At 63.4% G+C, this 26,863-nt stretch carries 22 protein-coding genes; 13 read left to right on the top strand and 9 right to left on the bottom strand.

All coding sequences use genetic code 11. The features are described 5' to 3' along the window. Positions 1 to 45: 45 nt before the first annotated feature. The 5 genes from ACFOEV_RS21215 to putA form a co-directional block, all read right to left on the bottom strand. Positions 46 to 2,823, bottom strand: a complete 2,778-nt coding sequence (locus ACFOEV_RS21215; protein WP_386776892.1) for an aminotransferase class I/II-fold pyridoxal phosphate-dependent enzyme — start codon at positions 2,821 to 2,823, stop codon at positions 46 to 48. Positions 2,824 to 2,862: 39 nt separating this feature from the next. Then, entirely contained in the window at positions 2,863 to 3,864 is a 1,002-nt protein-coding gene (locus tag ACFOEV_RS21210; protein ID WP_386776891.1) for a C45 family autoproteolytic acyltransferase/hydolase, read from the bottom strand. Positions 3,865 to 3,914: 50 nt separating this feature from the next. Next, positions 3,915 to 5,519 carry a biotin carboxylase gene (locus tag ACFOEV_RS21205; protein WP_386776890.1) on the bottom strand — a complete coding sequence of 535 codons (1,605 nt, stop codon included), beginning with the start codon at positions 5,517 to 5,519 and terminating at the stop codon, positions 3,915 to 3,917. Between the two features lie 46 nt (positions 5,520 to 5,565). Further along, positions 5,566 to 6,435, bottom strand: coding sequence for a carbon-nitrogen hydrolase family protein (locus ACFOEV_RS21200; protein ID WP_386776889.1), 870 nt, complete (start codon positions 6,433 to 6,435; stop codon positions 5,566 to 5,568). Between the two features lie 138 nt (positions 6,436 to 6,573). Continuing rightward, complete coding sequence (gene putA / locus ACFOEV_RS21195) at positions 6,574 to 10,239, bottom strand: bifunctional proline dehydrogenase/L-glutamate gamma-semialdehyde dehydrogenase PutA (RefSeq protein ID WP_386776888.1); 3,666 nt, start codon at positions 10,237 to 10,239, stop codon at positions 6,574 to 6,576. A 276-nt stretch (positions 10,240 to 10,515) separates the two neighbouring features. Between putA and ACFOEV_RS21190 the strand changes: the two genes are divergently transcribed. Next, complete coding sequence (locus tag ACFOEV_RS21190; RefSeq protein WP_386776887.1) at positions 10,516 to 11,481, top strand: threonine ammonia-lyase; 966 nt, start codon at positions 10,516 to 10,518, stop codon at positions 11,479 to 11,481. 3 nt (positions 11,482 to 11,484) lie between these two features. On the opposite strand, the gene proX is transcribed toward ACFOEV_RS21190, so the two are convergent. The 4 genes from proX to ACFOEV_RS21170 all read right to left on the bottom strand — a co-directional run bounded on the left by proX (position 11,485) and on the right by ACFOEV_RS21170 (position 15,863). Next, positions 11,485 to 12,534: a glycine betaine/L-proline ABC transporter substrate-binding protein ProX gene (gene proX / locus ACFOEV_RS21185; RefSeq protein WP_386776886.1), complete on the bottom strand. Its 1,050-nt coding sequence runs from the start codon at positions 12,532 to 12,534 to the stop codon at positions 11,485 to 11,487. A gap of 57 nt (positions 12,535 to 12,591) precedes the next feature. Continuing rightward, entirely contained in the window at positions 12,592 to 13,524 is a 933-nt protein-coding gene (locus ACFOEV_RS21180) for an ABC transporter permease (protein ID WP_386776885.1), read from the bottom strand. Further along, positions 13,517 to 14,824 carry a quaternary amine ABC transporter ATP-binding protein gene (locus ACFOEV_RS21175; RefSeq protein WP_386776884.1) on the bottom strand — a complete coding sequence of 436 codons (1,308 nt, stop codon included), beginning with the start codon at positions 14,822 to 14,824 and terminating at the stop codon, positions 13,517 to 13,519. The genes ACFOEV_RS21180 and ACFOEV_RS21175 overlap by 8 nt, the downstream gene beginning before the upstream one ends. Positions 14,825 to 15,116: 292 nt before the next feature. Further along, positions 15,117 to 15,863 (bottom strand): transporter substrate-binding domain-containing protein, encoded by a 747-nt coding sequence (locus ACFOEV_RS21170; RefSeq protein ID WP_386776883.1) that lies wholly within the window; start codon positions 15,861 to 15,863, stop codon positions 15,117 to 15,119. 284 nt (positions 15,864 to 16,147) lie between these two features. Between ACFOEV_RS21170 and ACFOEV_RS21165 the strand changes: the two genes are divergently transcribed. The 12 genes from ACFOEV_RS21165 (at position 16,148) to ACFOEV_RS21110 (ending at position 26,827) form a co-directional block, all read left to right on the top strand. After that, a complete protein-coding gene (locus tag ACFOEV_RS21165; protein WP_386776882.1) occupies positions 16,148 to 17,056 on the top strand; it encodes a LysR family transcriptional regulator in 909 nt (302 codons plus the stop codon). A gap of 13 nt (positions 17,057 to 17,069) precedes the next feature. After that, on the top strand, positions 17,070 to 17,996 hold the full coding sequence (locus ACFOEV_RS21160; protein WP_386776881.1) for a LysR substrate-binding domain-containing protein: 927 nt from the start codon (positions 17,070 to 17,072) through the stop codon (positions 17,994 to 17,996). Positions 17,997 to 18,152: 156 nt separating this feature from the next. Next, positions 18,153 to 19,187: an ABC transporter substrate-binding protein gene (locus ACFOEV_RS21155; protein WP_386776880.1), complete on the top strand. Its 1,035-nt coding sequence runs from the start codon at positions 18,153 to 18,155 to the stop codon at positions 19,185 to 19,187. Between the two features lie 91 nt (positions 19,188 to 19,278). Further along, positions 19,279 to 20,343 (top strand): ABC transporter ATP-binding protein, encoded by a 1,065-nt coding sequence (locus tag ACFOEV_RS21150; protein ID WP_386776879.1) that lies wholly within the window; start codon positions 19,279 to 19,281, stop codon positions 20,341 to 20,343. Further along, entirely contained in the window at positions 20,336 to 21,238 is a 903-nt protein-coding gene (locus tag ACFOEV_RS21145) for an ABC transporter permease (RefSeq protein WP_386776878.1), read from the top strand. Before ACFOEV_RS21150 ends, ACFOEV_RS21145 begins: the two co-directional genes overlap by 8 nt. A gap of 10 nt (positions 21,239 to 21,248) precedes the next feature. Further along, a complete protein-coding gene (locus ACFOEV_RS21140) occupies positions 21,249 to 22,043 on the top strand; it encodes an ABC transporter permease (protein WP_386776877.1) in 795 nt (264 codons plus the stop codon). A 9-nt stretch (positions 22,044 to 22,052) separates the two neighbouring features. Beyond that, positions 22,053 to 23,171: an NAD(P)/FAD-dependent oxidoreductase gene (locus ACFOEV_RS21135; RefSeq protein ID WP_386776876.1), complete on the top strand. Its 1,119-nt coding sequence runs from the start codon at positions 22,053 to 22,055 to the stop codon at positions 23,169 to 23,171. Beyond that, positions 23,104 to 23,451: a (2Fe-2S)-binding protein gene (locus ACFOEV_RS21130; RefSeq protein ID WP_386776875.1), complete on the top strand. Its 348-nt coding sequence runs from the start codon at positions 23,104 to 23,106 to the stop codon at positions 23,449 to 23,451. The genes ACFOEV_RS21135 and ACFOEV_RS21130 overlap by 68 nt, the downstream gene beginning before the upstream one ends. Then, complete coding sequence (locus ACFOEV_RS21125; RefSeq protein ID WP_386776874.1) at positions 23,448 to 24,839, top strand: FAD-dependent oxidoreductase; 1,392 nt, start codon at positions 23,448 to 23,450, stop codon at positions 24,837 to 24,839. The genes ACFOEV_RS21130 and ACFOEV_RS21125 overlap by 4 nt, the downstream gene beginning before the upstream one ends. Then, positions 24,836 to 25,957: an NAD(P)/FAD-dependent oxidoreductase gene (locus ACFOEV_RS21120; RefSeq protein ID WP_386776873.1), complete on the top strand. Its 1,122-nt coding sequence runs from the start codon at positions 24,836 to 24,838 to the stop codon at positions 25,955 to 25,957. The genes ACFOEV_RS21125 and ACFOEV_RS21120 overlap by 4 nt, the downstream gene beginning before the upstream one ends. Before the next feature lie 51 nt (positions 25,958 to 26,008). Further along, positions 26,009 to 26,353 (top strand): RidA family protein, encoded by a 345-nt coding sequence (locus ACFOEV_RS21115; protein WP_386776872.1) that lies wholly within the window; start codon positions 26,009 to 26,011, stop codon positions 26,351 to 26,353. 99 nt (positions 26,354 to 26,452) lie between these two features. Next, positions 26,453 to 26,827: a Rieske (2Fe-2S) protein gene (locus ACFOEV_RS21110; protein WP_386776871.1), complete on the top strand. Its 375-nt coding sequence runs from the start codon at positions 26,453 to 26,455 to the stop codon at positions 26,825 to 26,827. Positions 26,828 to 26,863: the final 36 nt, after the last annotated feature.

Here is a 26,863-nt window from a genome sequence, read left to right as displayed (position 1 = left end):
GGTTTCTTCGTTACGGCGCCGCCAGATTGCGATTTTTCTCGCGCCTCAGTAGACGGGCGGTTCGGCCAGGGCAGCCGAGGTAAACACCAGCAGGCCGAGCTCCGGGCGATACCCGTGGATCTCCGTGACGTCCAGGGCCTGCAGGAAGTGCAGGATCTCCTCGCTGACCACCTGCCCCGGCACCAGCACCGGGAAGCCCGGCGGGTAGGGAATCACGAAGCTCGCCGCGACCACGTCCCGGCCGTCGCGCATCCGGGCCTGCAGTTCGCCGTTGTCGAAACGCAGGTACTCCGTGTTCTCCTCGTCGTAGCTCAGGAAATAGGCACTGCGGATGTCGCCCTCCGTTGTCTCGGCGCCGCGTCGAAAGGCGTCGTGGAAACGGCTGAAGTCCGGCAATGGTGGCAGCTCCCGGGTCAAGGAGTGGACGCGGTGCTCGATGAGCTTGCGCTCCGGGCGACTGCTCTCCTCCCAACGGCGATCGAACTCCTTGGCCAGCTTGATCAACACGTCCAGCAGGTAGGCGATGGCCCCCCGGGAGGTGCCGATATTGGTCATGAACAGCACGGTGTTGCGCGAGGTCTTGTTGATCTGGATACCGAACTTGTTCATCAGGTAGTCGTTCTTGAACGCATCGCCATCGATGCCGGTCTGGCCGATGGCCAGGGTGATACGCGTGGGGTCGACCACGAATTCATCCTGGGCCCACGCCTCCTCCATCTGGTCCCAGCCGCTGGCCGGATCGTAATAGGTCTCGACCCCCGACTGGCGGTACTCGGCCGGCACCAGGTCGCTGTTCTTGAGCACCTGGAAGTACTTCTGCAGCAGTGGGTGGGTATACAGCTGCTCGCGCAGCGACAGCGCCGCCTCGACCTGGGCATGCACCAGTTCGAAGCCCTCCATCTCGGCCTGCATGCGTCCCACGTCCAGCGAGGCGACGATCTGGTAGTTGGGCGAGGTCGAGGTATGCGTCATGTAGGCCTCGTGGAACGGCGCTTCGACCTTCTGGCGGAAGTCCTGGTCGTAGACATGAATCATCGAGCCCTGACGCAGCGAGGTCAGGGTCTTGTGGGTCGAGTGGGTGGCATAGGCGCGCACCCGCACCACCTCGGGATCCGGCAGCAAGCGTTGCTCCAGCCAGGTCGCATCGTCATCCGGATCGAGCTGATCGAACTCGGCCTTCCAGGCGGCATATTCCTCGCCGTAGGCCTCGCTACGATAGCGCTCGCGCAGGGTGCGGGCGGCATGCATGGCGGTGCGTGGGCGGTAGGTGGGGTTGAAGGTGGCGAAGGCAAACCAGGCCTCGTCCCACAGGAACACCAGGTCGGGCTTGATCGCCAGGCACTCCTCCATCACCCGGCGCACGTTGTAGACCACCCCGTCGAAGGTGCAGTTGGTCAACAACAGCATCTTGACCTTGTCGAGCTGACCGTTGCGCTTGAAAGTGAGCAGGGTCTTCTTGATCTCCTTGAGCGGCACCGCTCCGTACATGGAGTAGTCGTTGAGTGGATAGGAGTCCAGGTAGCTGACGTGGGCCCCGGCCAGCACCATGCCGTAGTGGTGCGACTTGTGGCAGTCGCGGTCGACCAGCACGATATCGCGGGGCTTGACCAACGCCTGGACCACGATCTTGTTGGCCGTCGAGGTGCCGTTGGTGACGAAGAAGCTCTGCCGCGCCCCGAAGGCCCGGGCGGCGTATTCCTGGGCCTTCTTGATCGGCCCGTAGGGCTGTAGCAGCGAGTCCAGCCCGCCGGAGGTGGCCGAGGTCTCGGCGAGGAAGATGTTGATGCCGTAGAAGTCGATCATCTGCCCCGCCCAATGCGAGCGAGTGACCGACTTGCCACGCGAGATCGGCATGGCATGAAACACCCCGGTGGGCTTCTTGCTGTACTCGCGCAAGGCGTCGAAGAAGGGGGTGCGGTAGCGGCTGTCAATGGCGCGCAGGATGGTGTGGTGCTGCTCGATGTAGTCCGTCTCGCGGTAGAAGATGCGGTTGAAGTGGCGGATGTCGCTGCTGGCGGTGCTCTCCACGTCGCTGCTGGTGACCAGGAACTGGTCCACCTCGGGGCGCAGCTCGTGGATCATCGAACTCAGCAGGATGCTGCGCTCGGCCTCGGACTGGTTCTCCAGGGCCTGCTCGGAGAGGCCCTCGAGGTAACGGCGCAGGGCGCTGAGGTTGTACTTCGACTTGAAGGGGAAGTCGAAGCGGATCAGGCAGGCCTGGATATTGGGGTTGACCAGCACCGCGATCAGGGCGTCCTCGAAGCTGCGCGCCGTGACCACGTCGTAGACGAACTTGTCCTCGGGGCGGCGCAGGTGGTGGAAGGCCTCGCGAACGACCTCCTCCTCCTGTGGGGAGCAGTTGTCGACGATCAGCAGCTCGAAGTAGGGCTGGGCCGAGCTGCTGGAGGCCGGGTGGCCCCGCCGCAGCTGGTTGAGGGCGTCGAGGGTCTCCAGGTCCTCGGCATCGGCATCGGTCTCGCTCAGATCGACATGGCGGCGCCGGTAGGACTCGCTGATCAGGGCCCTCACCAGGCGCTTGACCACCTTCTCGAGCGTGGCGTACTCCTCGCGGTGGAACAGCGTCCGGATGTGCCGGAAGTCCTCCTTGGAGGGGAAGGCGTGGTAATCCTCGATGATCTCCAGCCGCGTCAGCTTGATGTCGATGGTCTTGATCAGTTGCCTGGCTCGAGCGTCGTTCCTCAAGCGCACCAGCTGGCCGAGATCGCGCGTCAGTGCGTTCCAGGTGTCGGCGCGCAGCTGGGAGATCTTGTGGTAGAACCCCAGGGCGGTATAGGGCGTTTCGGTATGACTCTTCTCTTGCATGGCGACACCCTTACTTGGTCATGGTTCGGCATCCAGGCTTCAGCCCGTGCAGAGCCCGTACGTGCCGTAGCGTACGGTGATGCATTTCTCGGGAAAGTCGTCGAAGCTGAGGTCCAGGTGCAGCCCGGGCCAGTGGAACTGCACGCGGCCCTCGACAGGGCGGTAGACGGCGGTGTAGACCGTGCCCAGACCTCGGCCGTAGTCATGGCGGAACAACGGCGGGGTGAAGAAGGCCGAGACCAGGCGGTCCTCGGTGGTCGATTCGTCGCCGACCAGGATCGACAGCTGGCGTTCGCGGATCAGCGTCTCGGAGGCCAACGCATGGGCATGCCACTCGATCTGCGTCTGGTGGTTGGTGGCCACCGGCATCCGGCGAATACTGGCCCGGCGATCCGGGGCGATCATCGCCGTCACGTAGCGCCCGGCACGATCGGCGACGGTGATGTTGTAGGCCATGTGGATGGGCACCCGCGCCAACACCTCGGCGGCCTGGGGCACGTTGTCACAGGTCTCCAGGATGTAACGCAGGATGATCGGCGCCCCGAAGCCATCGCCGACGACCTTGCGGCCGCCGAAGGCCAAGGAGACGGCCAACCCGGCGTCGTTGATGCCGTCGAGCACGCCCCACAGGCAGTCGGACATGGCGATGACGCGGCGCTCGTTCCAGCGGGTGCACAGGATGGTGCCCTCACAGAGTTCAGGCGGGTAATCGTAGTTGCGGGCCAGCACCGTCGAGGAACGCCGGGCCAGCACCGCCTGGGAACAGCCGGTGATGTAGGGCGGCGGGCGGTAGAGGCTGAGCAGCCGTGCGACCAGGTCGCCGCCGCCAGCCAACTCGCAGAGCGCCCGATAGGTCCCCAGCAGCTCGGGCATGTGGCGACGCAGCGCGTTGTAGCAGGCCAGATAGCCCGGCCGCTCGCGCTCCCCCTCGCTCAGGTACCACTGCTCGTAGGCCGGCCAGTGGAAGTCGAACAGCGACTGCCACTTGGACCCCGGCACCTCCTCGCGGACGGTCCGGAAATTCAGCGCCTTGTTATTCATCTCGCCCCCCGGCGCCCGCCCGATCATGGGCGGGACGCCGTGCATTTCGCTCACAGGATCTTGAAGTTGGCACCGCCGACGGCGTGGCTCACGGCGACCGCCTCCACCACCGGGTCCTGGAGGGGCTGGCCGGCGAACTGGTCGCGGATGCCGTCGATCCAGGCCTTGGCTCGCTCGGTGAGCTGGAAGTCGTCGTCCATCAGGCGTCCACGGGTGATCAGGATGCCGAGGTCGGCGCCCTCGTAGCGGAAGTCACCCTCGCCGCTGATGCGCAGGAAGAAGGCCTCGTCCTCGCTCTCGGCGGCATGGGGGTGCGAATCGTAATGGTCATAGCCGATGCTGCCGTCCTGGGCCATCTTCCAGACCCCGGACTGGGGGGCCTGGGTCAAGAGATCCACCGATTCCTCGGTATGCTTGATCACCAGCTGACTCCAGCTGTCGACACTGTCGGGGTGCGACCAGCGCTCGTTGATCTCGTCGATGTCGAGGTCGAAGTCGAGGTCGGAGAACTCCAGCAGATGGAACAGGAACAGCGGGACGTCGGAGTGGGCGAAGGCCGCCACGTTGGTCAGCGAGCTGGCACCGGTCACGCGCGGATTGAGCTCGCCCAGATAAACCTCGTGGGTATCCATGTCGATCAGGAAGTCGAGCTCGAAGTAGCCGCGGTAGCCCTCGTCGCGCAGCGCCTCGCCGAACTTGAAGGTATAGTCGCGGGCCTTGTCGCGGACTTCCTGGGTGAAGGCCCCGGCGAACATCTCGTTGCCGCACCAACCGCCCTTGTAGGGGGTCAACGACTTGAAGCCGACCAGTTCGGTCATCAGCGGCCCGACCACGGTGCCGCAGCGGGTGGCACAGGCCTCGATGGCCGAGCCGCGGCAGTTGATGCGCTTCATGATCTTGACCTCGGGCTCGGCCTCGATCTCCTCGGCATGCTTGTAGTAGTCGTCCTCGTTGGCGATGAAGAAGGTGGTATGCCCCGAGTCGCCGAAGGCGGTCTGCACCACCAGGTCCGTGCCGAGATCGCGGCTCACTTCGAGCAATTCCTCGTAGCTGCCCACCTTGGCCAGGACATTGGGCACACTGGGCACGCCGGCCTTGTTGCCGATGCGTACCGTCTCGATCTTGTTGTCCATGCGCGAGCGCAGCGCCGCCGGCGGGAAGGCGATCTTGAGGCCCAACTGTTCACAGACCTCCTCGGTGTGCTCGTCGAACATCAGGAAGGTCGCCACGCCCGTGCCACCGCGCGACTTCACGAAGTCGATGACCTCCTTGTGTTCCAGCAGGTAGTTGTTGATGTCCTCGATGCTCTCGAAGTCGCGGGGAAACTTTTCCTTGGGCACGAAGACGTTCTTCTGGCGACCGTCGAAGCAGTCGATGTAGTTGATGTGCCGAAAGTTGCCGACCCAGTCGCCGATTCCCAGCAGATTGAAGTTGGTGGCCGAGATGAAGTAGATCGGCTCCTTGTTGTTGAGGAAGTGCCGGCGGACATCGGCAATGCTTGTTATTTTGCTCATCGTGTTCGCTCCCTGAGAGTCGGCTGGGGCCCCTGCCCCCTCGGCGGAGGCGGGCCTTTCGGGCGAGGACGCGCCGGCGGCGCCGGCGGCCGTGGATGGGTCGAATAGGCGACGCAGGGCATCAAGGATTCGGGTGAGCATGGGAAGTCCTCTTTCCGTGGTTCCGGGGGCGCCTGTCCGTGGCGAATCAGTATTCCTCGATATCGACGCGTTGTGGCTTGGCGAGCGGCCCCAGGGTATCCAGGAAGGGAGAGGAACCGCCTTCGTTGCGGTACAGCGAGAAATCGACGCGACGGTCGCGGAAGCTCTTGAGCGGCTGGCCGAGGCCGCGCAGGCCGGTCTCGCGCTCCCGACGCACGCGACTCAGGTCGACCTCGATGGGCATGATTTCCTCGCCGGTGCCCGCCTGGTGGATGACGTCCCCGGAGGGTCCCACCACGATGGAGCGACCATTGCCGATGGCCCCGGCGCCATTGATGTCGAAGAAGTAGCACTGATTGACTGCGGCGTTGGTCCGGGCGATCGCCAGCTCGATGTCGCGGTCGATGGTGTCGGTCATGGTGGGGTGCAGGATCACCTCGGCGCCCATGGCTGCCAGGGTGCGTGTGGTCTCGGGGAACCACATGTCGTAGCAGATCGAGACCCCGAAACGGCCCACATGGGGCACGTCGAAGGTGACGAACTCGCTGCCGCTCTCCACCCCCGCCTCGTAGGGACAGAAGGGGAACATCTTGCGGTAGCGGGCCACTATCTCGCCGTGAGGGTTAATCACCGAGAGGGTGTTGTAGACCTGGCCTTCTCGCTGCTCGAACATCGAGCCGGGAATCAGCCAGATGCGATGCTTCTCGGCCAGCTGACAGAACAGCGCCTCGGCGTTGCTGGGCATCGGTTCTGCGTGGTGGGGCGAGGCGCCCATGGGCATCAGTTCGCTGAAGACAACCATCTGCACCTGGGGGAAACGGCTCATCAGGGCATCGATGCGATGGCGCATGGCCTCGGTGTTGTCGCCGTGGTGCAGGGCATACATCTGGACACCGGCAATCGTGAAGTAGGACATGACAGTCTCTCTGGGTAAGGCGATCTCGAAATCTTCCAGTGCTCTATCCATCCCACCCGATACCATCGAGGGAACATAAGCCTTGGAATTACACCGGGGGATTGGGGGCGACCGCATCGGGCCGCCCCGGCCCGGTCTCTATTCAGCCGTCGCCAGCAGGCTGGCGTTGCCGCCCGCAGCGGTGGTGTCGATGCACAGGTGGCGTTCCACCACGTAGCGTTCCGGCGAGATGGTTTGGGTCTCGAGCGACACGATGGGACCGTCGCGCTTGGCGAGCGCGAGACGCAGGTCGCGGGTCCAGTCGCTGGCGCCGGAAGCGGCCACGACGGCGATGCCCTTGACCGCGGTCAGCGTCTCGGCCGCGACGGTGCCGTCGAGCGCGGCGACGGGCGCCCCGGCATCGATCAGCGGCTGCACGGCCTGCGCCGCGCCAGGTGCTGCGAGCACTGCCGCACAGCCCGCGCCGAGCGCCTGCGCCGCCTGGGCGACGGCGATGTCGAGCGTCGGTCCAAGGCAGAGCACCGTGCCCTTCGGATAAAACGACAGCCGGTTGCTTTCCCCCGTCGGGCCCGGCAGCGTCTGCGGCGTCATGTCCAGGGCCGCGGTCTCGGCGAGCGCCTTGCGGATCACGCCGCCCTTGCCGGAGAGCGCCTTGCGCAGCACCTCGACCCGATCGGGCCGCGCCGCCCAGTTGCGCGCGTCCAGCCCGTCGATGGCCGTCTGGAGGTCCCCGAGTGTCACGGCGTCGCCCTGGGGCGCCTCGTGGCTCTCGGCGGCGGCGGTGCGGCGGAACCGATTGACGTAGAGGGGGCCGCCGGCCTTGGGCCCGGTGCCCGAGAGGCCCTCGCCCCCGAAGGGCTGGGAGCCGACGATGGCGCCGATCTGGTTGCGGTTGACGTAGACATTGCCGACATGGATACGTTCGACGATCTGCTGCACGCGGTCGTCGATCCGGGTATGCAGGCCGAAGGTCAGCCCGTACCCCTTGGCGTTGATCGCATCGACCACCTTGTCGATGTCGCGCGCCTTGAACGTGGCCACGTGCAGGATCGGGCCGAAGATCTCGCGCTCGAGATCGTCGATGCCCCCGACCTCGACCACGGCCGGGCTGACGAAGGTGCCGCCGTCCGGCGCGGGCAGCTTCTTCAGCACCTTGCCGGCCTTTTCCTGCGCCGCCACATAGGCGCCGATATCGGCCTGGGCCTCGGCATCGATCACCGGCGAGACGTCGATGTCGGTATGCCACGGATCGCCGATGGCGAGCGCGTCCATCGCGCCGTCGAGCATCGTCAGCAGCCGGTCGCGCGCCTCTTCCTGGACATAGAGCATCCTGAGCGCCGAACACCGCTGGCCGGCCGACTGGAAGGACGAGATCAGGATGTCGCGCACCGCCTGCTCGGTCAGCGCCGTCGAGTCCACGATCATGGCGTTCAGCCCGCCGGTCTCGGCGATCAGCACCGCATCCGGCCCCGCGTTCTGCGCCAGGGCCTTATGAATGATCTGCGCCACCTCCGTCGAGCCGGTGAAGCAGACACCGGCGATCCGCGGATCGCTGGTCAGCGGCCCGCCCACCGTCGGCCCGTCGCCGGGCAGCAATTGCAGCGCCGCCTCCGGCAGGCCGGCCTCGCGCATCAGTTCAACGGCACGGGCAGCGATCAGGGGCGTCTGCTCGGCGGGCTTGGCGAGCACCGCGTTGCCTGCCGCCAGTGCCGCTGCGATCTGGCCGGTAAAGATGGCGAGCGGAAAGTTCCACGGGCTGATGCAGACGAAGATACCGCGGGCGCCGCCGGGCTCTTCCGCCTCCAGCCGCTCGCTCTCGTTGGCGTAATAGCGCAGGAAATCCACCGCCTCGCGCACCTCGGCGATGCCATCGAGAATCATCTTGCCGGCTTCGCGCGTCGTGATCACCGTCAACTCGGCCATGTGCTGCTCGTAGAGATCGGCGGTCCGGCGCAGTACCTCGGCCCGCTCGGCCACCGGCCGCGCCGACCAGTCGCGGAAGCCGTCCTCGGCGGCGTCGAGCGCGGCCGCCACCTCGGCCGGGGTCGCCTCATGCACCCTGCCGACCACGCGCGAGCCGTCGGCGGGAGACACGGCATCGCGAGCCGGTCCCTGCGGCGCCGGGCTTCCCGCCAGCATCGGCCCGGCGGTCCAGGTCGTGTCGGCGAAACCCTCGCGCGCTGCTAACAAAGGCAGGATCGAGGCGGGTTCGTTGATCCGGAAACCGCGGGAGTTCTTCCGCTCGGGCGCGAAGAGCTCGCCGGGCAGGCGAATCAACGGGCTGGCGATGGCGTCGCCCAGGCGCTGCATCTCGGCCACCGGGTCCTTCGAGACCTCGCTCGGGGGAATCGCGTCGTCCACCACCTGGTTCACGAACGAGGAGTTCGCCCCGTTCTCCAGCAGGCGGCGTACCAGATAGGCCAGCAGGTCACGGTGCGCGCCGACCGGGGCGTAGATCCGGCACCGCGTGCCCTCCGACTGCTTGACGATATGGTGCAGTGACTCGCCCATGCCGTGCAGGCGCTGGAACTCGAAGCTGTCCTTGTCGTCGCCCGCCATGGCGACGACGGCGGCGCAGGTATGGGCGTTGTGGGTCGCAAACTGCGGATAGATGCGGTCGCGCCGGTCGAGCAGCAGCTGCGCGCAGGCCATGTAGCTGACATCGGTGTTGACCTTACGGGTGAAGACCGGGAAGGTCTCGACGCCCATCTCCTGCGCCAGCTTGATCTCGGTGTCCCAGTAGGCGCCTTTCACCAGCCGCACCATGATCTTGCGGTCGAGCCGCTCGGCGAGGTCGTAGAGCGTCTCGATCACCGGCGCGGCGCGGCGCCCGTAGGCCTGCACCACGACCCCGAAGCCGTCCCATCCGGCGAGGCTGGGGTCGGACAGCAGCGCCTCGATCACGTCGAGCGACAGATCCAGTCGGTCCTGCTCCTCGGCGTCGATGTTGAAGCCGATATTGGCCTTGGCCGCCTGCTGCGCCAGTTCCCGCGCGCGCGGCACGAGTTCGGCCATCACCGTGTCGCGGTGGGTGTATTCATAGCGCGGATGCAATGCCGAGAGTTTCACCGAGATGCCGGGGCTGGAGCGCACGTCGCCCTTGGCCTGCTTCGCGATGGCGGCAATCGCCTTGGCGTAGGCCTCGTGATAGCGCACCGCATCGGCGTCGGTACGCGCCGCCTCGCCCAGCATGTCGTAGGAGTAGGTGTAGCCCTGCTTCTCGAGTTCGCGGGCATTCTTCATGCCCTCCTCGATGGTCTGACCGAGCACGAACTGGCGTCCGAGGATCTTCATCGACTGGCCGACCGCGGTGCGCACCACCGGTTCGCCCATCCGGCGCACCAAGCCGCGCAGCGCCCGCACCGGGCCCTTGGGATCGTCTTCCAGCACCTTGCCGGTCAGCATCAGCGCCCAGGTCGAGGCGTTGACCATCGACGACGAGGACTTGCCCAGGTGCGCGCCCCAGTCGGACGGTTCGATCTTGTCGTGGATAAGATCGTCGATGGTTTCCGCGTCAGGCACGCGCAGCAGCGCCTCGGCCAGGCACATGAGACCGACGCCTTCCTCGGTCGAGAGCCCATATTCGGCCAGGAACGCCTCCATCATCGAGGGCGACGTCTCCTTGCGCACACGTGCCACATAGTTGGCGCCGACGGCGGCCACCTTGCGACGGTCGTCCTCCGAAAGCCTGATACGCTCGACCAGCCCGTGCAGCACGTCTGCCTCGTCGACCGCATAGTGGGCGCGAATGCGCGCCCGTGACTCGCTCACAGTGTCATGGTGGCGCATTGTTACTTCGCTCATGTCGATCCCCCTTGCTACCCGAAACGCATCGTCGATGCGCCGGCCCGGATGTTGTCGTTCTTGTCGAAAGGCAATGCTGTAGATGAGGTGCCCGACTCAGGTTGCGCCCACCGACTTAAAGACGATGAACGCTGGCCTGGTCGGTGTCGAGATTCCTGTCAACCTCGTTTCAACGATGCTGACATGCTAGTTTAGATAGCGCACTGATTGGACTCTTGCCCCTGGCTCCTGAACTGTTGTTCGAGGCTCCACACTCTTCCCTCCCAAGGAGAGCCCATGATCACCCTCGAGACGATCCAGCAAGCCCGCGCCACCATCGGCGACACCCTCGAGGTGACGCCGCTGATCACTGACCTCCTCCTCTCGGAGCGCCTGGGGCGGCGAGTCCGGCTCAAGGCCGAATCGTTGCAGCGAACCGGCTCGTTCAAGCCGCGTGGTGGGCTGAACTGGATCCGCACTGCCAGCCGCAAGGAACTGGCCAAGGGCCTGGGCGCGGTGTCGGCGGGTAACCATGCCTTGGGGCTGGCCTGGGCGGCCCGCGCCGCGGGCGTCAGTGTCACCATCGTCATGCCCGAAAATGCCAGCGCGTTCAAGGTCGAAGGCAGCCGAGCCCTGGGCGCTGAAGTGATCCTGCATGGCGATATCAACGACGCCTGGGCCTTGATGCACCGGCTGGTGGAAGAGCGCGGCCTGACCCTGGTGCATCCCTACGACGAGCCGCGAATCATCGCCGGCCAGGGCACCGTGGGCCTGGAAATCCTCGAACAGGCGCCGGAGGTTTCCCTGCTCCTGTGCCCCATCGGTGGGGGCGGCCTGATCTCGGGGATCGGCACCGCCGTCCGTGCCCTGCGTCCGGAACTCCAACTGATCGGGGTCGAGCCCCTGGGCGCGGCCAGCATGGCCCACGCCTGGGCACAGGGCGGCCCTCAGCGTCTGGACAAGGTCGACACCTGTGCCAAGAGCCTGGCCGCCGCCATCGTCGGGAAACATACCTATCCGTTATGTCGCCAGCATGTCGATGACCTGATCGGGGTCAGTGAAACGGCCATCCATGACGCCATGCGCCACCTGATGATCAACGCCAAGCTGTACGTCGAACCCGGCGCCGCGGTAGGCGTGGCCGCCCTGCTGCAGGGCAACCTCGAGCTCCCCGCGGATGGCGATATCGTGGTGGTGGTAACCGGAGGGAACATGGGCTGGGAGGAACTCGGCGAGTTCCTCCCGCTCATGGTTGCTGGGTAAGGTTCACATGGCAGCCTGGCGGGCCTGTTCCAGCCACTTGTCCACCTGCTCCCGGTTCTCGGTGACCCACTCTTCGGCGTGGCGCCGGATGGCTTCCTCACTGTCCTCGCCATCGAACATCTTGGCGTTCTGGGCGAAGATAGCGTCCAGCGGAATGCTCATCACCTCGAACAGCTTGGCTGCCGCCGGATTGTTCTGCGCAAACTCGCTGTTCACCACCGGCCGGATATCATTGGCCGGCCAGCCGAGATTGCAGGGATCCTCGACGCAGCCCTCGACACCCTCGACCACGGTGGCATCCTCGAACTGTTTCTGATCCTCGGGCAAGTTGGCCTCCTCGACCGTGATCCAGACCACATCCTCACCCGGTTTCAGCAAGCCCACCGTCCAGTTGGGAGTCCAGGTGTAGAAGAAGATCGGCTCTCCTTGCTGGTAACGTCCCATGGCATCGGCCATGGAGGCGGAATAGCTGGCCTTGATCGGCTCGATATGGTCGGTGAGACCGTAGGCTTCCATATGGTGGGAGATTACCAGCTCACAGCCCCAGCCCGGCGGGCAGGCAACCATTTCGGCCCTGCCGTCGTCATTGGAATCGAACAACGACTTGATCTCGGGCTTCTTGAAATCCTCGAGACTGGTGATGCCGTGCTCCTCGGCGGTTTTCTTGTCGACCAGGTAGCCCTGCAGGGCCCCACCCTCGGCGACATAGCCGATCAGTTCGGCCCCCTGCTCGAAGGTATCGCGATAGGTATTGTGCAGCGGAAACCAGCCATTGACCCAGAAATCCACATCGCCCTGGGCCACCGTCTGGTAGAACGGCGGGTTATCCAGCGTGGTGGGGCGATCCACCTCATAGCCCAGCTCCGCCAGGACTTGGCTGTAGACGGCGGCCTGGAACCAGCCGGTGTCCCAGGTGGCACGTGCCGGTGTCACCGTCACGCCTTCGCCAGGCATATGCTGGTCCGCAACGGCTTGCCAAGCCGGCGCCAACAACAGCATCGTGGCGGCTCCAGCCAGCAGGATCCGTTGACATGTCTTGAACGTCGTCTTCATAAGGCATCCTCCTCTGTTGTGGGATCTCCCGACGAAGAAGCCTGTCGAGCGATCCGGTCACGACTTCTTGTTGTATGCCTTGCTCCCTTGCGCAATCCCCTTGAACAAACGGGTCAAGGTACCTTTCTGACCTGGAGCCTTCGAACGCCCCCCCTCGGCGAGCGCCTGAGTGATCCGATCCAGCATGATCGCCAACAGCACGATGCCGATGCCGCCCAGCGAGGCACGACCGATGTCGAGGCGCCCCAGGCCGGTGAACACCGTCAGCCCCAGGCCCCCGGCGCCGATCAGCGCCGCGATCACCACCATCGACAGCGACAGCATCAGCGTCTGGTTGAGGCCGGCCATGATGGTGCGCAGCGCCAACGGGATCTGGATCTCGAACAGCAGTTGCCGCCGCGTCGATCCGAAGGCAAGCCCGGCCTCCACCAGTTCCGCCTGCACCTGGCGAATGCCGAGGTTGGTCAGGCGGATCACCGGCGGCAAGGCGAAGATGATGGTGGCGATGACGCCCGGCACGATTCCGACGCCGAACAGCATGACGATCGGCACCAGATAGACGAAGGGGGGGATCGTCTGCATGATATCCAGCACCGGCCGGATTGAGCTGGCGAAGCGGTCGCTACGGGCGGCGAGGATCCCCAGCGGGATCCCCACGATCACACAGAAGGTCACAGCCGTGACGATCATGGCTAGAGTCACCATGGTTTCCCGCCAGATCCCCAACAGATCGAGGAACACCAGCGAAAACAATGTGAACATTGCCACACCACGGCCAGCGATACGCCAGGCAACCAATGGAATCACCACCACGAAGACCGGATAGGGCAACCACAACAAGAAGTCCTCGAGGCCGCTCAGCACTTGGTCGATCGGCCATTGAATGGCACGGAAGGCGGGACGAAAATTCGGCACCAGCCAGTCCTTGACGAAGAACTCGATCCAGTCATCGAGTGGCAGCGTATAGTAGTCGGAGATCTGGTCAGCCATGATCGCTCCTCCTCGTCTCGAGCGGATCCACGCGATCGGCCTCTCGACCGCCCCTCGTATTCGAGGTGCTGCTGTCACCGCCGGACTCTTGCTCGTCGTTACCGCTGCCGCCGGCCAGGAGACGGAACACCTCCAGCGGATCGACGACCCCCTCCAGACGGCCACCGTCGTCGACCACGGCGATCGGCAATCCTACCGAGCATGCAGCATACAGCTCGATCAACTCCTGGGAGCGGTGAGCGGAGGGGAAGTCGTCGATCAGTGAGTCGCGCAGGGCCGTCTTCTCTCCGCCACGCTCCAGGTCATGACGTCGTACGACCCCCAAAGGCCGGCCGTCTTCATCGACCATGAATAATGTCTCACGCCCCAAGCTCTCGAAGCGTTCCAGTGCGGTCTCGATAGTGGTGTCGGGACTCAGTGCCTGGGCGTCGCGACGTAGCATATTCGCTCGGAAGACGCGGCTGCGATCGACATCCTGAGTGAAGGCGGACACATAGTCATCGGCGGGCCGGGCCACGATCTCCTCCGGCGTGCCCATCTGCACGAAGCGACCGTCCTTCATGATCGCGATGCGGTCGCCGATACGCAGCGCTTCGTGGAGGTCGTGGGTGATAAAGATGATCGTCATGCGCAACTGCTGCTGAAGGTTCAGCAACTCGTCTTGCATATCGCGCCGGATCAGCGGATCGAGGGCGCTGAACGGCTCGTCCATCAGCATGATCTGGGGATCCACCGCGAGGCCGCGCGCCAGCCCGACACGCTGCTGCATGCCACCGCTGAGATTGTGCGGCGGGACATCGGCATAGGCCGCCAACCCGACCTGTTCCAGTGCCCGTATTGCCTTTCGGCGGCGCTCAGCGGCAGGTACCCCCTGAACTTTCAAACCATATTCGGCATTCTCGGCAACGGTCTTGTGGGGGAACAGCGCGAAGTGCTGAAAGACCATGGACAGCTTGTTCATCCGCAAACGACGCAGGGCTTCGCCATCCAGGCCGATGACGTCTTCTCCGGCAAGCAGGATGCGGCCCTGGGTCGGTTCTATCAGGCGGTTGATGCACCGAATCAGCGTCGACTTGCCCGAACCGGACAAGCCCATGACAACGAAGATCTCGCCTTGCTCCACGGTGAAGGAGACATCGGCAACGGCAGCTACCGACTTCGTATCGGCGTAGATCTGCTCCTTCGAAGCACCCTCGCGTATTCGCCTTATGGTGTCTTGAGGGTCCTCGCCGAAGATCTTGAACAGCCCTTCTACGCACACCTTCCCGACCGTCCCTGCTGTTTCTTTGTTTTCGCTCATACCGTTGTCCAAGCCCGTGCTCACGGCGATACGGCACCTGACCGGCTCCCGACTCCGGGTGGCGGGGACTTGCTGACTGAGCCATCGAGGGGACGTGGGAACGTCACGAGCCATACCACCAGGCTCGCCTTTGGTGGTCATGGTCGGCGACAGCGGAACAATTCACTGCCATGTACGAAAAAAACAATATACGCAAGCCCTTACTGAAAAAAGCTAGGTCGCTGGCGATATGGCGTCAAGGCAACAAGGTGGCGCGACAACCGGGCACCCGAATCATCGCCAGCACTTTTCGTCATTCGAAATAGTCGGCATAGAGTGCGTCGAAGGTACCATCTTCCTTCAGCTCGGCCATGGCTTGGTTGAACGCCTCAGCCAAGTCTTCGTCACGCTGGCGAAAAGCAGCACCGATGCCGGGTCCGTAGATCGACTCAGGGCCAGTGATCAGCGCACCCTGACGCTTGAAACGTTCGTCACCCAACATGGTTTCTTGCGCCAGAGGGAAAGCGGTAAAGACCAAGTCAAGACGCCCGGCTTGCATGTCGTTGACTACAGCCCCAGAGTCACCATAGCGACGTATATCGGCGTCGGGGTAAAACTGGGTGACGTATTCATCCTGAATAGTACCCTGCTGGACGCCGATGGCCCGCCCAGCAAGATCGCCCTCGGGATCAACATCCTCGCCAGCCTTGCCGACCCAGACTGAAGGCACTTGATAATAGGGGTCGGAGAACAGTACCTGACGTGCCCTATCTTCGGTAATGTTCATGGCCGAGGCGATCAAGTCGTATTTGCGCGCCTGGAGCCCAGGAATGATACCGTCCCATGGCTGTTCGACCCATTCACATTCGCGCTGCATGCGCTCACACGCCGCATTGACGAGATCTACTTCGAAGCCGGCGATGGTGCCATCGGGAAGTTTGTATTGATAAGGCATATAGGGCACGTCTACGCCTATCCGCAAGGGCTTGTCGTCCGCGTAGACCGCACTGCCAAGCATGGCGGTAGAGAGCAATAGAGTCGCTATTGATAATACTCGCATCGTAATTCCTCGCTGTTTGTTTTGGTATGTAAGCGTAGGCGTCTCTTCAAACTATTGGTTCATCATGTGAGGCGTGCAACGCATCGCCGCTGCCATCGAGCGCGGTGACACGCTTACCGGCACGCACCAGTCCATAGGCGACCGATATTCCTACCACTCCATCGCCGATGATCAGAAAGTCTCGCTGCATAACCGTCGCTTCGTTTCGAGATTGTTGTCGACGATAACCATCAAGTAGGTATACGATCCAATACCAATAATTGAATTGTCGATGCACAGAAGTTATGCCCTTTCCACACCTTCGTGACAAACAGGTACTGGCGTTCAAGCACGTTATGGAAAGCGGCACCGTCTCCGGCGCCGCTAGACGTATGCTCATTGCCCAGCCAGGCGTAACCCGGCTGCTCAAACAGCTCGAGCATGACGTGGGCTTCGAGCTTTTCGAGCGTGTTCGCGGTCGGCTAATCCCGACTCCGGAGGCGCGTATCTTCTATCGTGAGGTGGCACGGGTCTGGATGGGTATCGAACACCTGAGCGACACCGCGCGCCGCATCCGCGAACGCGAGGTGGGTGGGCTACGAATCAGTGCCATGCCCCTGCTAGGCATGACTTTCCTGCCAGACGTATTGGCGGACTTCGCCCCTGCGCATCTGGATGCGCGGATCGAACTCGCCACTTTCCGCTCTACGCAGGTGATAGAGGAAGTCATCACTCAACGCTGTGATGTGGGCTTTGCCATCGTGGACGACAACGACGACCGGGTGGTCAGCGAAGCCTTTCGGCTCGACAGCTTGTGCGTGATGCCGGCGCATCACCCCTTGGCAAATCACGAGCGAATTCACCTGGAAGACCTGGCCGGAGAGACTCTGATCTGCTTCGAGACCCACGACCCGCTGCGCATTACGCTGGATCGATTGCTGGAGGACACCGGCGTACGCCCCCGCCGGCGCCTGGAGGTCTCATTGGCCCTGCAGGCCTCGCGCCTGGTCAGCCGAGGGCTGGGACTAGCCATTCTCGACCCGGTCAGCGCCAGGGCCTTCGGAGAAAGCACGCTCGCGCTGCGCTCTTTCGAGCCCAACCTGGGAGAGGAGTTCGTCCTGTTGACGCCCCGCGACCAACCAATCTCGCGCCTGGCCCAGGATTTCATCATGACATTTCGGCAGCGGTTCGCCCAGCTTACCGCCATCACCTAAGCAGGCAACCAGGATGGTCAACCTCCGTCAGATCGAAGCGTTTCGCGCCGTGATGATCCACAAGACAGTGACGCGTGCGGCCCAGACCTTGCACGTCTCGCAACCCGCCGTCAGCAGGCTCATTTCCGACCTGGAATATTTCGTCGGCTTCGAACTCTTCAAGCGTCACAAGGGTCGGCTCATTCCCACTCCCGAAGCCCAGGCACTCTACGAGGATGTCGAGCGCGCCTTCGTGGGACTCGACAAGATCACCGAAACTGCTCGAGAGATCCGCGAGTTCCGCACCGGCCGACTGTTACTAAGCTGTATGCCGGCACTGGCACTGACGATCCTTCCAAGGCTGGTCAACGAGTTCTCGGTGCGTCACCCGGGGATCACCATTTCATTGCAGGCCCATAGCTCGCAGCGGGTACTGGAATGGGTGGCCACCCAGCAGTGCGATGCCGGTTTGATCGGCATGCATCTCGATGACCCTGCCGTGACCATCATGCCCTTGGCCTCGGGAGCCCTGCGTCTGGTCATGCTACCCACGCACCCGTTGGCCGCCAAGACCGAGGTGAATATCCGCGACCTGGAAAACGAATCCTTTGTCTCGTTGGGACAATTGCAGGACGTGCGCCCGATAATCGATCAGACGTTTCGCGAGGCAGGAGTCAAACGACGCATGCGCATCGAAACCCAGCTATCCAGCGTTGCCTGCGAACTGGTCATCGCCGGTGCCGGCGTTTCCCTCATCGACCCGGTCACCGCCAGTTACTATGCCCAACGCGGACTGGTGTCGCGCCCATGCACTCCGGAAATTCCCTTTCATTACAGTGCAGTACTGCCCGCTTTCCGGCCGCCGTCACGGCTGGTGCTGGATTTCCTGGAAGAAGTCGGTAACTACCTCGAGCGCATGCTGAAATCGCAAGCCGACGCACCCCATAACATCATTGAATAGCCAAGCCAATAAAAGGCATTAGTCCTCATAGCTCATCGAATGCTAGCTTCAACCAGCGTCGTCGACACGTTCGTCCCCCAGAGGCAATGTCGACGATCGGTTGTTCTTAGCTATAACGTTGTTCTTCGTTACAACAACAAGACAGGTGAGAGACTGATGAAAAGACTGACGTGCCACACCGTGACACTGGCTGGACTGATGACCCTTGGCCTGACGCCGGCACTGGCCGAGCCTCTCTACATCGGTGCCTATGGGGGTTCCACCGAGAGGGCCATGAAAGAAGAGATCATCCCCGCATTTCGCGAACAGCATGATGTGGAGATCGTCTACGTTGCCGGCAATTCCACCGATACCCTGGCTCGGCTGCAAGCACAGAGCGGCAATCAGGAACTCGACGTCGTACTGCTCGACGATGGCCCGATGTACCAGGCCGTGAACCTCGGCTTCTGTGCCCCGATGAACGGCATGGGGGCACTCGACGAGGTTTACGATATCGCCCGCTTCCCCGACGACCAGGCCGTGGGTGTCGGCCTGGTCGCGACCGGCTTCGCCTACAATGCCGAACTGTTCGAGCGCAATGGCTGGGCGCCGCCCTCCTCCTGGCAGGATCTGGCCGACGAGAAGTTCGCCGGCAAGCTGGTAGTGCCTTCGATCAGCAATACCTATGGCTTGCACACCCTGGTGATGAGCGCTCGACTCAATGGTGGCGGGGAAAGTGACATCGACCCAGGCTTTGAATTCATGCAAGAGCAAGTGGCGCCGAACATCCTTTCCTTCGAACCTTCGGCGGGCAAGATGTCGGAGTTGTTCCAGAACGAGGAAATCGCACTTTCCGTGTGGGGCAGCGGTCGTCTGCGCGCCCTGGCCAACACCGGCTTCCCCGGCGCCTTCGCCTATCCCGAAGAAGGTGCCGTAGCCTTGATGGTCGCGGCCTGCACCGTCGAGGGCAGCGACCGGCATGAGTTGGCACAAGCATTCATTTCTCACCTGCTCTCTCCCGAAACCCAGCAGATCCTGGCGGATACGCAGGGCTGGGGCCCGGCACAGCGCAACACCGAGCTGCCGGACGAGTTGGCAAGCATTCTGCCTTACGGTGACAAGGTCGACCAGTTGGTGGCCGTGGACTGGGATGTGATCAATCCCAAGCGTCTCGAATGGACCAACCGCTGGAATCGCCGCGTCGAGCGCTGATCGCGCACTGTGTCGACGCCGGATCATCCCATCATCACAATGCGCCCCTCCTGGGATGAGTGCCAGGAGGGGCGCAAGGGAGAACCTTGTCATGAGTTTCCTTCGACTGGAGTCGCTGACCAAGCGCTACGGCACCGCCAACGCCGTTGAGGACCTCAGCCTCGACATCGCCCAAGGCGAGTTCGTCTCGCTGCTCGGCCCTTCGGGTTGCGGCAAGACCACAACCTTGCAGATGATCGCCGGCTTCGTTGAGCCGACCCGCGGCCGCATCCTGATGAATGGCGACGACATCACCGCGCGCAAACCCAACCAACGCGGCATCGGCATCGTCTTTCAGAGCTACGCACTATTCCCGCATATGACGGTAGCCGAAAACGTCCGCTTCGGTCTGGAAATGCGTCAGGTGCCCGTCGACGAATGCCATCGACGGGTCGCCGAGGCCCTCGAGCTGGTGCGCCTCGACCACCTGGATGACCGTTATCCTCGTGAGCTTTCCGGTGGTCAGCGCCAACGCGTGGCTCTGGCCAGAGCGTTGGTCATCAAGCCACCGCTATTGTTGCTGGATGAACCGCTCTCGAACCTCGATGCCAAGCTGCGCGAGAACATGCAGATCGAACTGCGCGCCATCCAGCAGCAGGTCGGCACCACGACCCTGATGGTGACGCACGATCAATCCGAGGCCTTGTCACTAAGCGATCGGGTCGTGGTCATGAACCAGGGCCGCGTCGTCCAGGTCGACGATCCCTTCAATGCTTATGAGCGGCCCAACGACACCTTCGTTTCCTCGTTCGTCGGCAAGACCAACCTGTTGGCGGGGGATATCGGATCAGTGCAAGACGGCAACGCCTCCATCACCCTCGGTGACTACACCCTGGAAATGCCGTTTGCCGGTGACCTGCACTCGAATCGAATCCAGCTCTCCATTCGCCCGGAAAAACTCGAACTGACCGACAGCGATAACGGCCACCTACAAGGCAAGGTTCGCACCCGGCTGTTCCTAGGCAATCACTGGCTGTACCAGATCGACAGCAGTGCCGGCGAATTGCTGGTCACGCTTCCCAACCTAGGCCCCACGGACTTTACCGTCGGCGACGAGGTCGGGGTACGTTGGCAACCCGGTGCGGTGCGCATCCTGGAGGAGCAGGCTCATGGCTGAACTCACCACGACCCTGCAGGAAGCATCGTCCAAACCGAAGCTAAAGAATTTGGCCCCCTGGCTACTGAGCGGGCCGGGCACCTTGTTCTTTCTGACTCTGCTGGGCATGCCGCTGTTGATGACGCTGATCCTGAGCTTCAACAGCTTCGACTATGCCGCGGGCATCATCACCACCTTCAGTCTCGACAACTACCTGGAGGTGCTGAAGGACAGCTATTTTCACGAGATCTTCCTGCGTACCTACGGCATCAGTCTGGCCGTGGTGGTGTTATGCATCGCCATCGGCGTGCCCGAGGCCTATATCCTGTCACGAATGCGCAACCCCTGGCGCTCGCTGTTCCTGGTCGTGACACTTGCGCCACTGCTGATCTCCGTGGTGGTGCGCACCCTGGGCTGGGTGCTACTGATCGGCGGCAATGGCCTGCTGGGCAAGACCCTGGAGGCTCTGGGGCTGGCCGATGCCAGCAGCGGCAACCTGATGTACACCCATACCGGTGTGATCATGGCCCTGGTCCACGTGCTGGTGCCGTTCATGGTCATTTCGGTATGGGCCGCACTGCAGAAATTGGACTCCGCCGTCGAGCACGCGGGCCTTTCGCTGGGCGCCAGCCACGCCACGGTATTTCGGCGCATCGTCATCCCCCAAGTCCTGCCCGGTATTCTCTCAGGCAGCCTGATCGTCTTCGCGCTGGCAGCCAGCGCCTTCGCCACGCCCGCCATCATCGGCGGTCGGCGACTCAAGGTCGCGGCCACTGCTGCCTACGACGAATACCTCAACACCATGAACTGGCCGCTGGGCGCCGCCATCGCCATCGTCCTGCTGGTGGCCAACGTAGCCCTGGTGATGAGCTACAACCGCATGATGGAGCGGCGCTTCCGTCGCACCTTGGGTTAGGAGACAAACCATGCAACGCAACGGCAAACTCGCCCTCGCCTTTCATACCCTGTTCGTGGTCTTCCTTCTTGCGCCGCTGGTGGTGGTGATGCTGGTGTCCTTCACCCCGAACGGCTATCTCTCCTACCCGACCAATGGCCTGTCGCTGCGCTGGTTCCAGGCCATTCTCGACAATCGCGATTTCATCCGGGCCTTCTGGAACAGCCTCTACTTGGGCATCGGTGCAGCGACGGCATCCGCGCTGCTGGCGGTGCCTGCGGCCCTGGCTATCGTGCGTTACCGATTCCGCGGACGTGAAGCGCTGGTCGGCTTGTTCCTCTCGCCGCTGATGATTCCGCACGTCGTGCTGGGGGTGGCTTTTCTCGGTTTCTTCTCGCGCATCGGCATTCACGGCAGCTTCGCCGCTCTGGTCGCGGCCCACGTGGTCATCGTCATGCCCTACACCATGCGCCTGGTGATGGCTTCGGTGTTCGGTATGGACCGTACCGCGGAACAGGCCGCGCTGTCTCTAGGCGCCTCGCAATGGACGATGTTCCGTCGGGTGACCCTGCCGATGATTCTGCCTGGTGTCGCCGGTGGTTGGATCCTCGCCTTCACTACCAGCTTCGACGAGCTGTCGATGACCATCTTCGTCGCTTCGCCCGGCACCACCACGTTGCCAGTGCAGATGTACAACCATATCGCCCATACCATCGACCCACTGATCGCCTCGGTGTCCACGGTGCTGATCGTGATGACAGCCCTGTTCATGGTAGTGCTCGACCGGGTCTATGGGCTCGACAAGGTGCTGATCGGCAAAGGTTGAGGAGAAACCATGCAGAAGTGTGATTTCGCGATCGTCGGCGGCGGCCTGGTGGGCAGTGCCATCGCCTACGGCCTGGCCAGCGCAGGTCACCGCGTGACCGTCCTGGATGAAGGTGACGTGGCTTTTCGTGCCTCGAGGGGCAATTTCGGCCTGGTGTGGGTACAGGGCAAGGGCGTGGAGATTCCGCGCTATTCGGAGTGGAGCATGAGTTCCGCCTCGTTGTGGCCGGAGCTTTCCGCTGAGCTCCATGCACTGACCGGCGTGGCAACTCAGCACCAAGCGCCGGGCGGCGTGCACCTATGCTACAGCGCCGAGGAGATGCAATGTCGTCAGTCCGAGCTGAGTGCGCTATCCGAGGCCACCCAGGGACATTTCGACTTCTCCATGCTCGACCATGACCAGTTGCGCGAGCTTATACCCGAAATCGGTGACAGCGTGATTGGTGCCTCCTGGTCGCGCTGGGACGGGCATGCCAACCCGTTGTATCTACTGCGTGCCCTGCACGCCGGCCTGCGCCACCATGGTGGAAGCTATCGCCCCGGCGGCAAGGTACGACGCATTCAACGTCAAGGTCAGGGGTTCATCATCGAGCGTGACACCGAGCGTCTGCATGCCGAGCGGGTGATACTCGCCGCCGGACTCGGCAATCGCGAGTTGGCCCCCCAAGTGGGGCTGGCCGCCCCACTGGTGCCCAACCGTGGCGAGATTCTGGTCACCGAACGCATGCGTCCCCTGTTGAACCTGCCAACCACCTTCCTGCGCCAGACCGGCGAGGGCTCGATCCTGTTGGGCGATTCCCACGAGGACGTCGGCTTCGACGACGGCACCGATACGCCGGTGCTGTCCAGCATCGCGCAGCGCGCCGTCAAGGCCCTGCCCGCGCTAGCCGACACCCGCGTGGTACGCACCTGGGGCGCGCTACGCGTCATGACCCCGGATGGCTATCCCCTTTACCAGGCCTCGACCACCCATCCCGGCGCCTTCGTGGCCTGCTGCCACAGCGGTGTGACCCTGGCTGCCGTGCACGCCAAACGTCTGGTGCCCTGGATCGCGGGATCCAATGCCCCCACCGAGATTGCCCCCTTTACCGCGGAGAGATTCGATGTTCAAACGGTTATCCCTGCCTGATACCCCCACCGTTCGAACCGTGACCCTGAGGTTCGAGGACTGTCCCGTGAGTGCGCGCGAGGGAGAAAGTGTCTCCGCTGCCTTGCTGGCGGCCGGTGTCCTGGCGTGTCGCACAACTCCAGTCAGCGACTCGCCGCGCGCACCCTACTGCATGATGGGTGTGTGCTTCGAATGCCTGATGGAAATTGACGGCATACCCAACGTCCAGGCCTGCCAGGTTCAGGTTCGCGACGGCATGCAGGTTCGCCGTCAGCAAGGCGCACGGAGACTGGTCTCATGAACACGCACGAACTGGTGATCCTGGGCAGCGGCCCCGCTGGCATGGCCGCCGCCGCTACCGCCGCCGAGCACGGCATCACCCCAGTGGTGATCGACGAACAGCCGGCACCAGGCGGTCAAATCTATCGCGCCATCGAAACCACGCCAATACGTGACCGCAAGGTGCTCGGTGCGGACTATTGGCACGGCCGAGAGCTTGTCCGAGGCCTGCGTGACACACGCATCGACTATCGCCCCGGCACTAGTGTCTGGCAGTTGACGCGCCAGCGCGAGCTAGGCCTGCTGCATGAGGATCGCGCCGCCATGCTTCAGGCGCGGTACGTGATCCTCGCCACCGGGGCCATGGAGCGCCCGTTTCCAATCCCCGGCTGGACGCTGCCGGGTGTGATGACTGCCGGCAGTGCCCAGATCCTGCTCAAGAGTTCAGGCGTGGCACCGGCCTCGCCGGTGGTACTGGCCGGAACCGGCCCCTTATTGTTGCTGCTCGCCGCCCAGTATTTGCGTGCCGGCATCCCGATCGCCGCGCTGCTGGACACCACGCCACGCGGACGCCACCTCGAAGCGCTGCCACACCTGCCCGCCGCGCTGCGCAACACGGGCACCCTCGCCAAAGGGTTGGGACTGCTGCGTGAGCTGAGACGCGCTGGTGTACGCCAAATCAAGCACGTCAGCGCGCTGCGCGCCGAGGGCGACAGCCAACTGGAGCGCATTCGCTGGCAGTGCGCTGACAGCAATGACTGGGAGACGCTCGAGACCTCCACGCTGCTGCTGCACCAGGGCGTGGTGCCTAATACCCAGATCACCCGTGCTCTCGAATGCTCTCACGACTGGGACACCCGGCAACTCGCCTGGCAGCCACGGCTCGACGACTGGCTGCGGACCGACATCGAAGGCATCGCTGTGGCCGGTGATGGTGGCGGTATCGTTGGCGCCCGGGCATCGGCCTTGCAGGGCCATTTGGCAGGCCTTGGCGCGGCCATCGCCCTGGGTCGCGTCGAATGCGAGCAGGTCAGACAGGAGGAAGCTTGGCTACGGCGACGCCTGGCACGCGAAACCGCGATTCGCCCCTTCCTCGATGTGCTATACCGTCCCGCCAATCGATGGCGCCTGCCAGACGACGACACCCTGGCCTGCCGCTGCGAGGAAGTCACCGCCGGTGAGGTACGCCGCATGGCCGAAATGGGCTGTCGTGGCCCCAACCAGACCAAGTCGTTCACCCGTTGCGGAATGGGCCCCTGCCAAGGGCGCATGTGCGGCCTGACCGTCAGCGAATTGCTCGCCGACGCCAACCACCAGAGTGTCGCGGAGACCGGCTATTACCGCCTGCGCCCGCCGTTCAAGCCCATCACCCTGGGCCAACTGGCACGCGCGGCGGAGGAAGCTGAATGACGGTGCGCACCGTGATCGTCGGGGCTGGCCTGCACGGCTGCAGTGCCGCCGTGCATCTCAGCGCACAGGGGCACGGGGTCACGGTGATCGACAAGGCCTACGCCGGTCGGCACGCCTCGGGGGTCAATGCTGGAGGCGTCAGGCGCCTTGGCCGGCATCCAGCGGAAATCCCGTTGGCCATGGCCGCCTGGGAGCGCTGGCAGCGCATGTCCGAGTTGGTCGGTGATGACTGCGGCTTTCGCCCGGTGGGGCAGATCAAGGTCGCCGAGAACGATGCCGATTTGGACACCTTGGCCGAACGCGAGTGCCAGGTGCGCGAACTGGGCTTCGATCACGAGCGACTCATCGGTCGCGACGAACTGCGCCGGCGCCTGCCGGCGCTGGCGGAACACTGCCCCGGCGGCCTGGCCTGCGATGGTGATGGCTATGCCAACCCCTACCGCACCGTCACCGCCTGGCGCCGTCAGGCTGAGCGCCAGGGCGCTCGCTTCCACGAAGGGCTCGAAGTCACCCACCTGGAGGCCAAAGGCAACGGCTGGGAGATCATCGCCGGGACACAACGCTTCCACGCCGATCTGCTGATCAATTGTGCCGGGGCCTGGGCGGCGAAGCTGTGTCAATGGCTCGGCGAGCCGGTTCCGCTATCCGCTGAGGCGCCTATGCTGATGATCACCGAACGCCTCGTTCCTTTCCTGGGGCCGGTGGTCGGCACCACCTCGCGACCGCTGTCCTTCAAGCAGTTCGAGAACGGCACCGTGCTGATTGGCGGTGGCGTGCGGGGCCATGTCGATGCCCAGCGCCAAGTGGCCGAAACACGCCTGGCGGGCCTGGCCGACAACGCCGACACCGTGGTCAGCCTGTTTCCGTTCATGCGCGAAGCCCGCATCGTACGCACCTGGGCAGGAGTGGAAGCGGTCATGCCTGATCAGATTCCGGTACTGGGCCCCAGTAGCACCGTCGACAACGTGATTCATGCCTTTGGCTTTTCCGCTCACGGCTACCAATTGGGCGCCATTACCGGCGAGATCATTGCCGACCTCGCCAGGGAACGCGAACCGGCCCTGCCAATAGCCCCATTCGCCATCAGCCGTTTTCGTCACGACACGCCACGGACTTGAGTGGCCACCCTAGCTCTTCGCGCCCGTTACGGGCATCAACAGGAGAATCTTATGATCCAACGCCATATCCACACCCCCATCATGCATCGCGCTGTCGAGGCCAATGGCTTCGTGTTCTTCGGCGGCATCATCGCCGACGACCTGTCGCTGGACATGGCCGGTCAGACTCGCCAAGTCCTCGACAAGCTGGAAAGCTATCTGGCTGAAGCAGGGACTGACAAGAAGCGTGTCGTTTCGGCTACCGCCTATGTCTCCGATCTGAATCTCAAAAAAGGAATGAACGATGTCTGGACCGAATGGTTCTCCGCAGAGCACCTGCCGGCCCGTGCTACCCTCGGGGTCGCCGACTTGGGAGAGAACGTACTGCTCGAGCTGGTGGTGACCGCGGTGAAATGAGGGCTGAAAAACGGGGGGCTTCCCGCGTCGCATATTCTCGTTCAGGCAGGCCGGGCTTGGTATCATATGCAACGACATCGTTAGCACCGAGGAGCCCCCATGACCCAAGCCTGGCAACGTTATCGTAGCGCCCCGCGACCAGGTACCCGAATCATCGACGCGGCGGCGCTGGAGCCAGGGTCACCCCTAAGCCTGACACTCGATAGCGACAATGGCGGCTTCCCGCTATTGCTGGTACGCCTCGACAGTGGGCCGGTGGCCTACGTCAATGCCTGTCCTCACCAATATCTGCCGCTCGACCAGCGTGGCAAGCGAATCCTCAGTCAGGATGGCGAACAGCTACGCTGTACCAATCACGGTGCCGCTTTTTCGGCCCGTACCGGGGAGGGGGTTGGCGGCCACGGTCTCGGCTGCGCCCTCGATGCGGTGCCCGTGAGCGTGGATGACGAAGGCTGGCTGGTCATCGGCGATTGATGGCTCTCCCTGCGCCCCCGGCCATGTCACGCCAAT

Source organism: Litchfieldella rifensis (assembly GCF_042646605.1).
In the GTDB taxonomy this organism is placed as follows: domain Bacteria; phylum Pseudomonadota; class Gammaproteobacteria; order Pseudomonadales; family Halomonadaceae; genus Litchfieldella; species Litchfieldella rifensis.
This window is presented reverse-complemented; position numbering and strand designations above follow the sequence as displayed.

Bases quoted from the DNA above. Each gene is read 5' to 3' on its own strand.
- ACFOEV_RS21215 (WP_386776892.1), bottom strand. From the start codon at position 2,823: ATGCAAGAGAAGAGTCATACCGAAACGCCCTATACCGCCCTGGGGTTC.
- ACFOEV_RS21210 (WP_386776891.1), bottom strand. From the start codon at position 3,864: ATGAATAACAAGGCGCTGAATTTCCGGACCGTCCGCGAGGAGGTGCCG.
- ACFOEV_RS21205 (WP_386776890.1), bottom strand. From the start codon at position 5,519: ATGCTCACCCGAATCCTTGATGCCCTGCGTCGCCTATTCGACCCATCC.
- ACFOEV_RS21200 (WP_386776889.1), bottom strand. From the start codon at position 6,435: ATGTCCTACTTCACGATTGCCGGTGTCCAGATGTATGCCCTGCACCAC.
- putA (WP_386776888.1), bottom strand. From the start codon at position 10,239: ATGAGCGAAGTAACAATGCGCCACCATGACACTGTGAGCGAGTCACGG.
- ACFOEV_RS21190 (WP_386776887.1), top strand. From the start codon at position 10,516: ATGATCACCCTCGAGACGATCCAGCAAGCCCGCGCCACCATCGGCGAC.
- proX (WP_386776886.1), bottom strand. From the start codon at position 12,534: ATGAAGACGACGTTCAAGACATGTCAACGGATCCTGCTGGCTGGAGCC.
- ACFOEV_RS21180 (WP_386776885.1), bottom strand. From the start codon at position 13,524: ATGGCTGACCAGATCTCCGACTACTATACGCTGCCACTCGATGACTGG.
- ACFOEV_RS21175 (WP_386776884.1), bottom strand. From the start codon at position 14,824: ATGAGCGAAAACAAAGAAACAGCAGGGACGGTCGGGAAGGTGTGCGTA.
- ACFOEV_RS21170 (WP_386776883.1), bottom strand. From the start codon at position 15,863: ATGCGAGTATTATCAATAGCGACTCTATTGCTCTCTACCGCCATGCTT.
- ACFOEV_RS21165 (WP_386776882.1), top strand. From the start codon at position 16,148: ATGCCCTTTCCACACCTTCGTGACAAACAGGTACTGGCGTTCAAGCAC.
- ACFOEV_RS21160 (WP_386776881.1), top strand. From the start codon at position 17,070: ATGGTCAACCTCCGTCAGATCGAAGCGTTTCGCGCCGTGATGATCCAC.
- ACFOEV_RS21155 (WP_386776880.1), top strand. From the start codon at position 18,153: ATGAAAAGACTGACGTGCCACACCGTGACACTGGCTGGACTGATGACC.
- ACFOEV_RS21150 (WP_386776879.1), top strand. From the start codon at position 19,279: ATGAGTTTCCTTCGACTGGAGTCGCTGACCAAGCGCTACGGCACCGCC.
- ACFOEV_RS21145 (WP_386776878.1), top strand. From the start codon at position 20,336: ATGGCTGAACTCACCACGACCCTGCAGGAAGCATCGTCCAAACCGAAG.
- ACFOEV_RS21140 (WP_386776877.1), top strand. From the start codon at position 21,249: ATGCAACGCAACGGCAAACTCGCCCTCGCCTTTCATACCCTGTTCGTG.
- ACFOEV_RS21135 (WP_386776876.1), top strand. From the start codon at position 22,053: ATGCAGAAGTGTGATTTCGCGATCGTCGGCGGCGGCCTGGTGGGCAGT.
- ACFOEV_RS21130 (WP_386776875.1), top strand. From the start codon at position 23,104: ATGCCCCCACCGAGATTGCCCCCTTTACCGCGGAGAGATTCGATGTTC.
- ACFOEV_RS21125 (WP_386776874.1), top strand. From the start codon at position 23,448: ATGAACACGCACGAACTGGTGATCCTGGGCAGCGGCCCCGCTGGCATG.
- ACFOEV_RS21120 (WP_386776873.1), top strand. From the start codon at position 24,836: ATGACGGTGCGCACCGTGATCGTCGGGGCTGGCCTGCACGGCTGCAGT.
- ACFOEV_RS21115 (WP_386776872.1), top strand. From the start codon at position 26,009: ATGATCCAACGCCATATCCACACCCCCATCATGCATCGCGCTGTCGAG.
- ACFOEV_RS21110 (WP_386776871.1), top strand. From the start codon at position 26,453: ATGACCCAAGCCTGGCAACGTTATCGTAGCGCCCCGCGACCAGGTACC.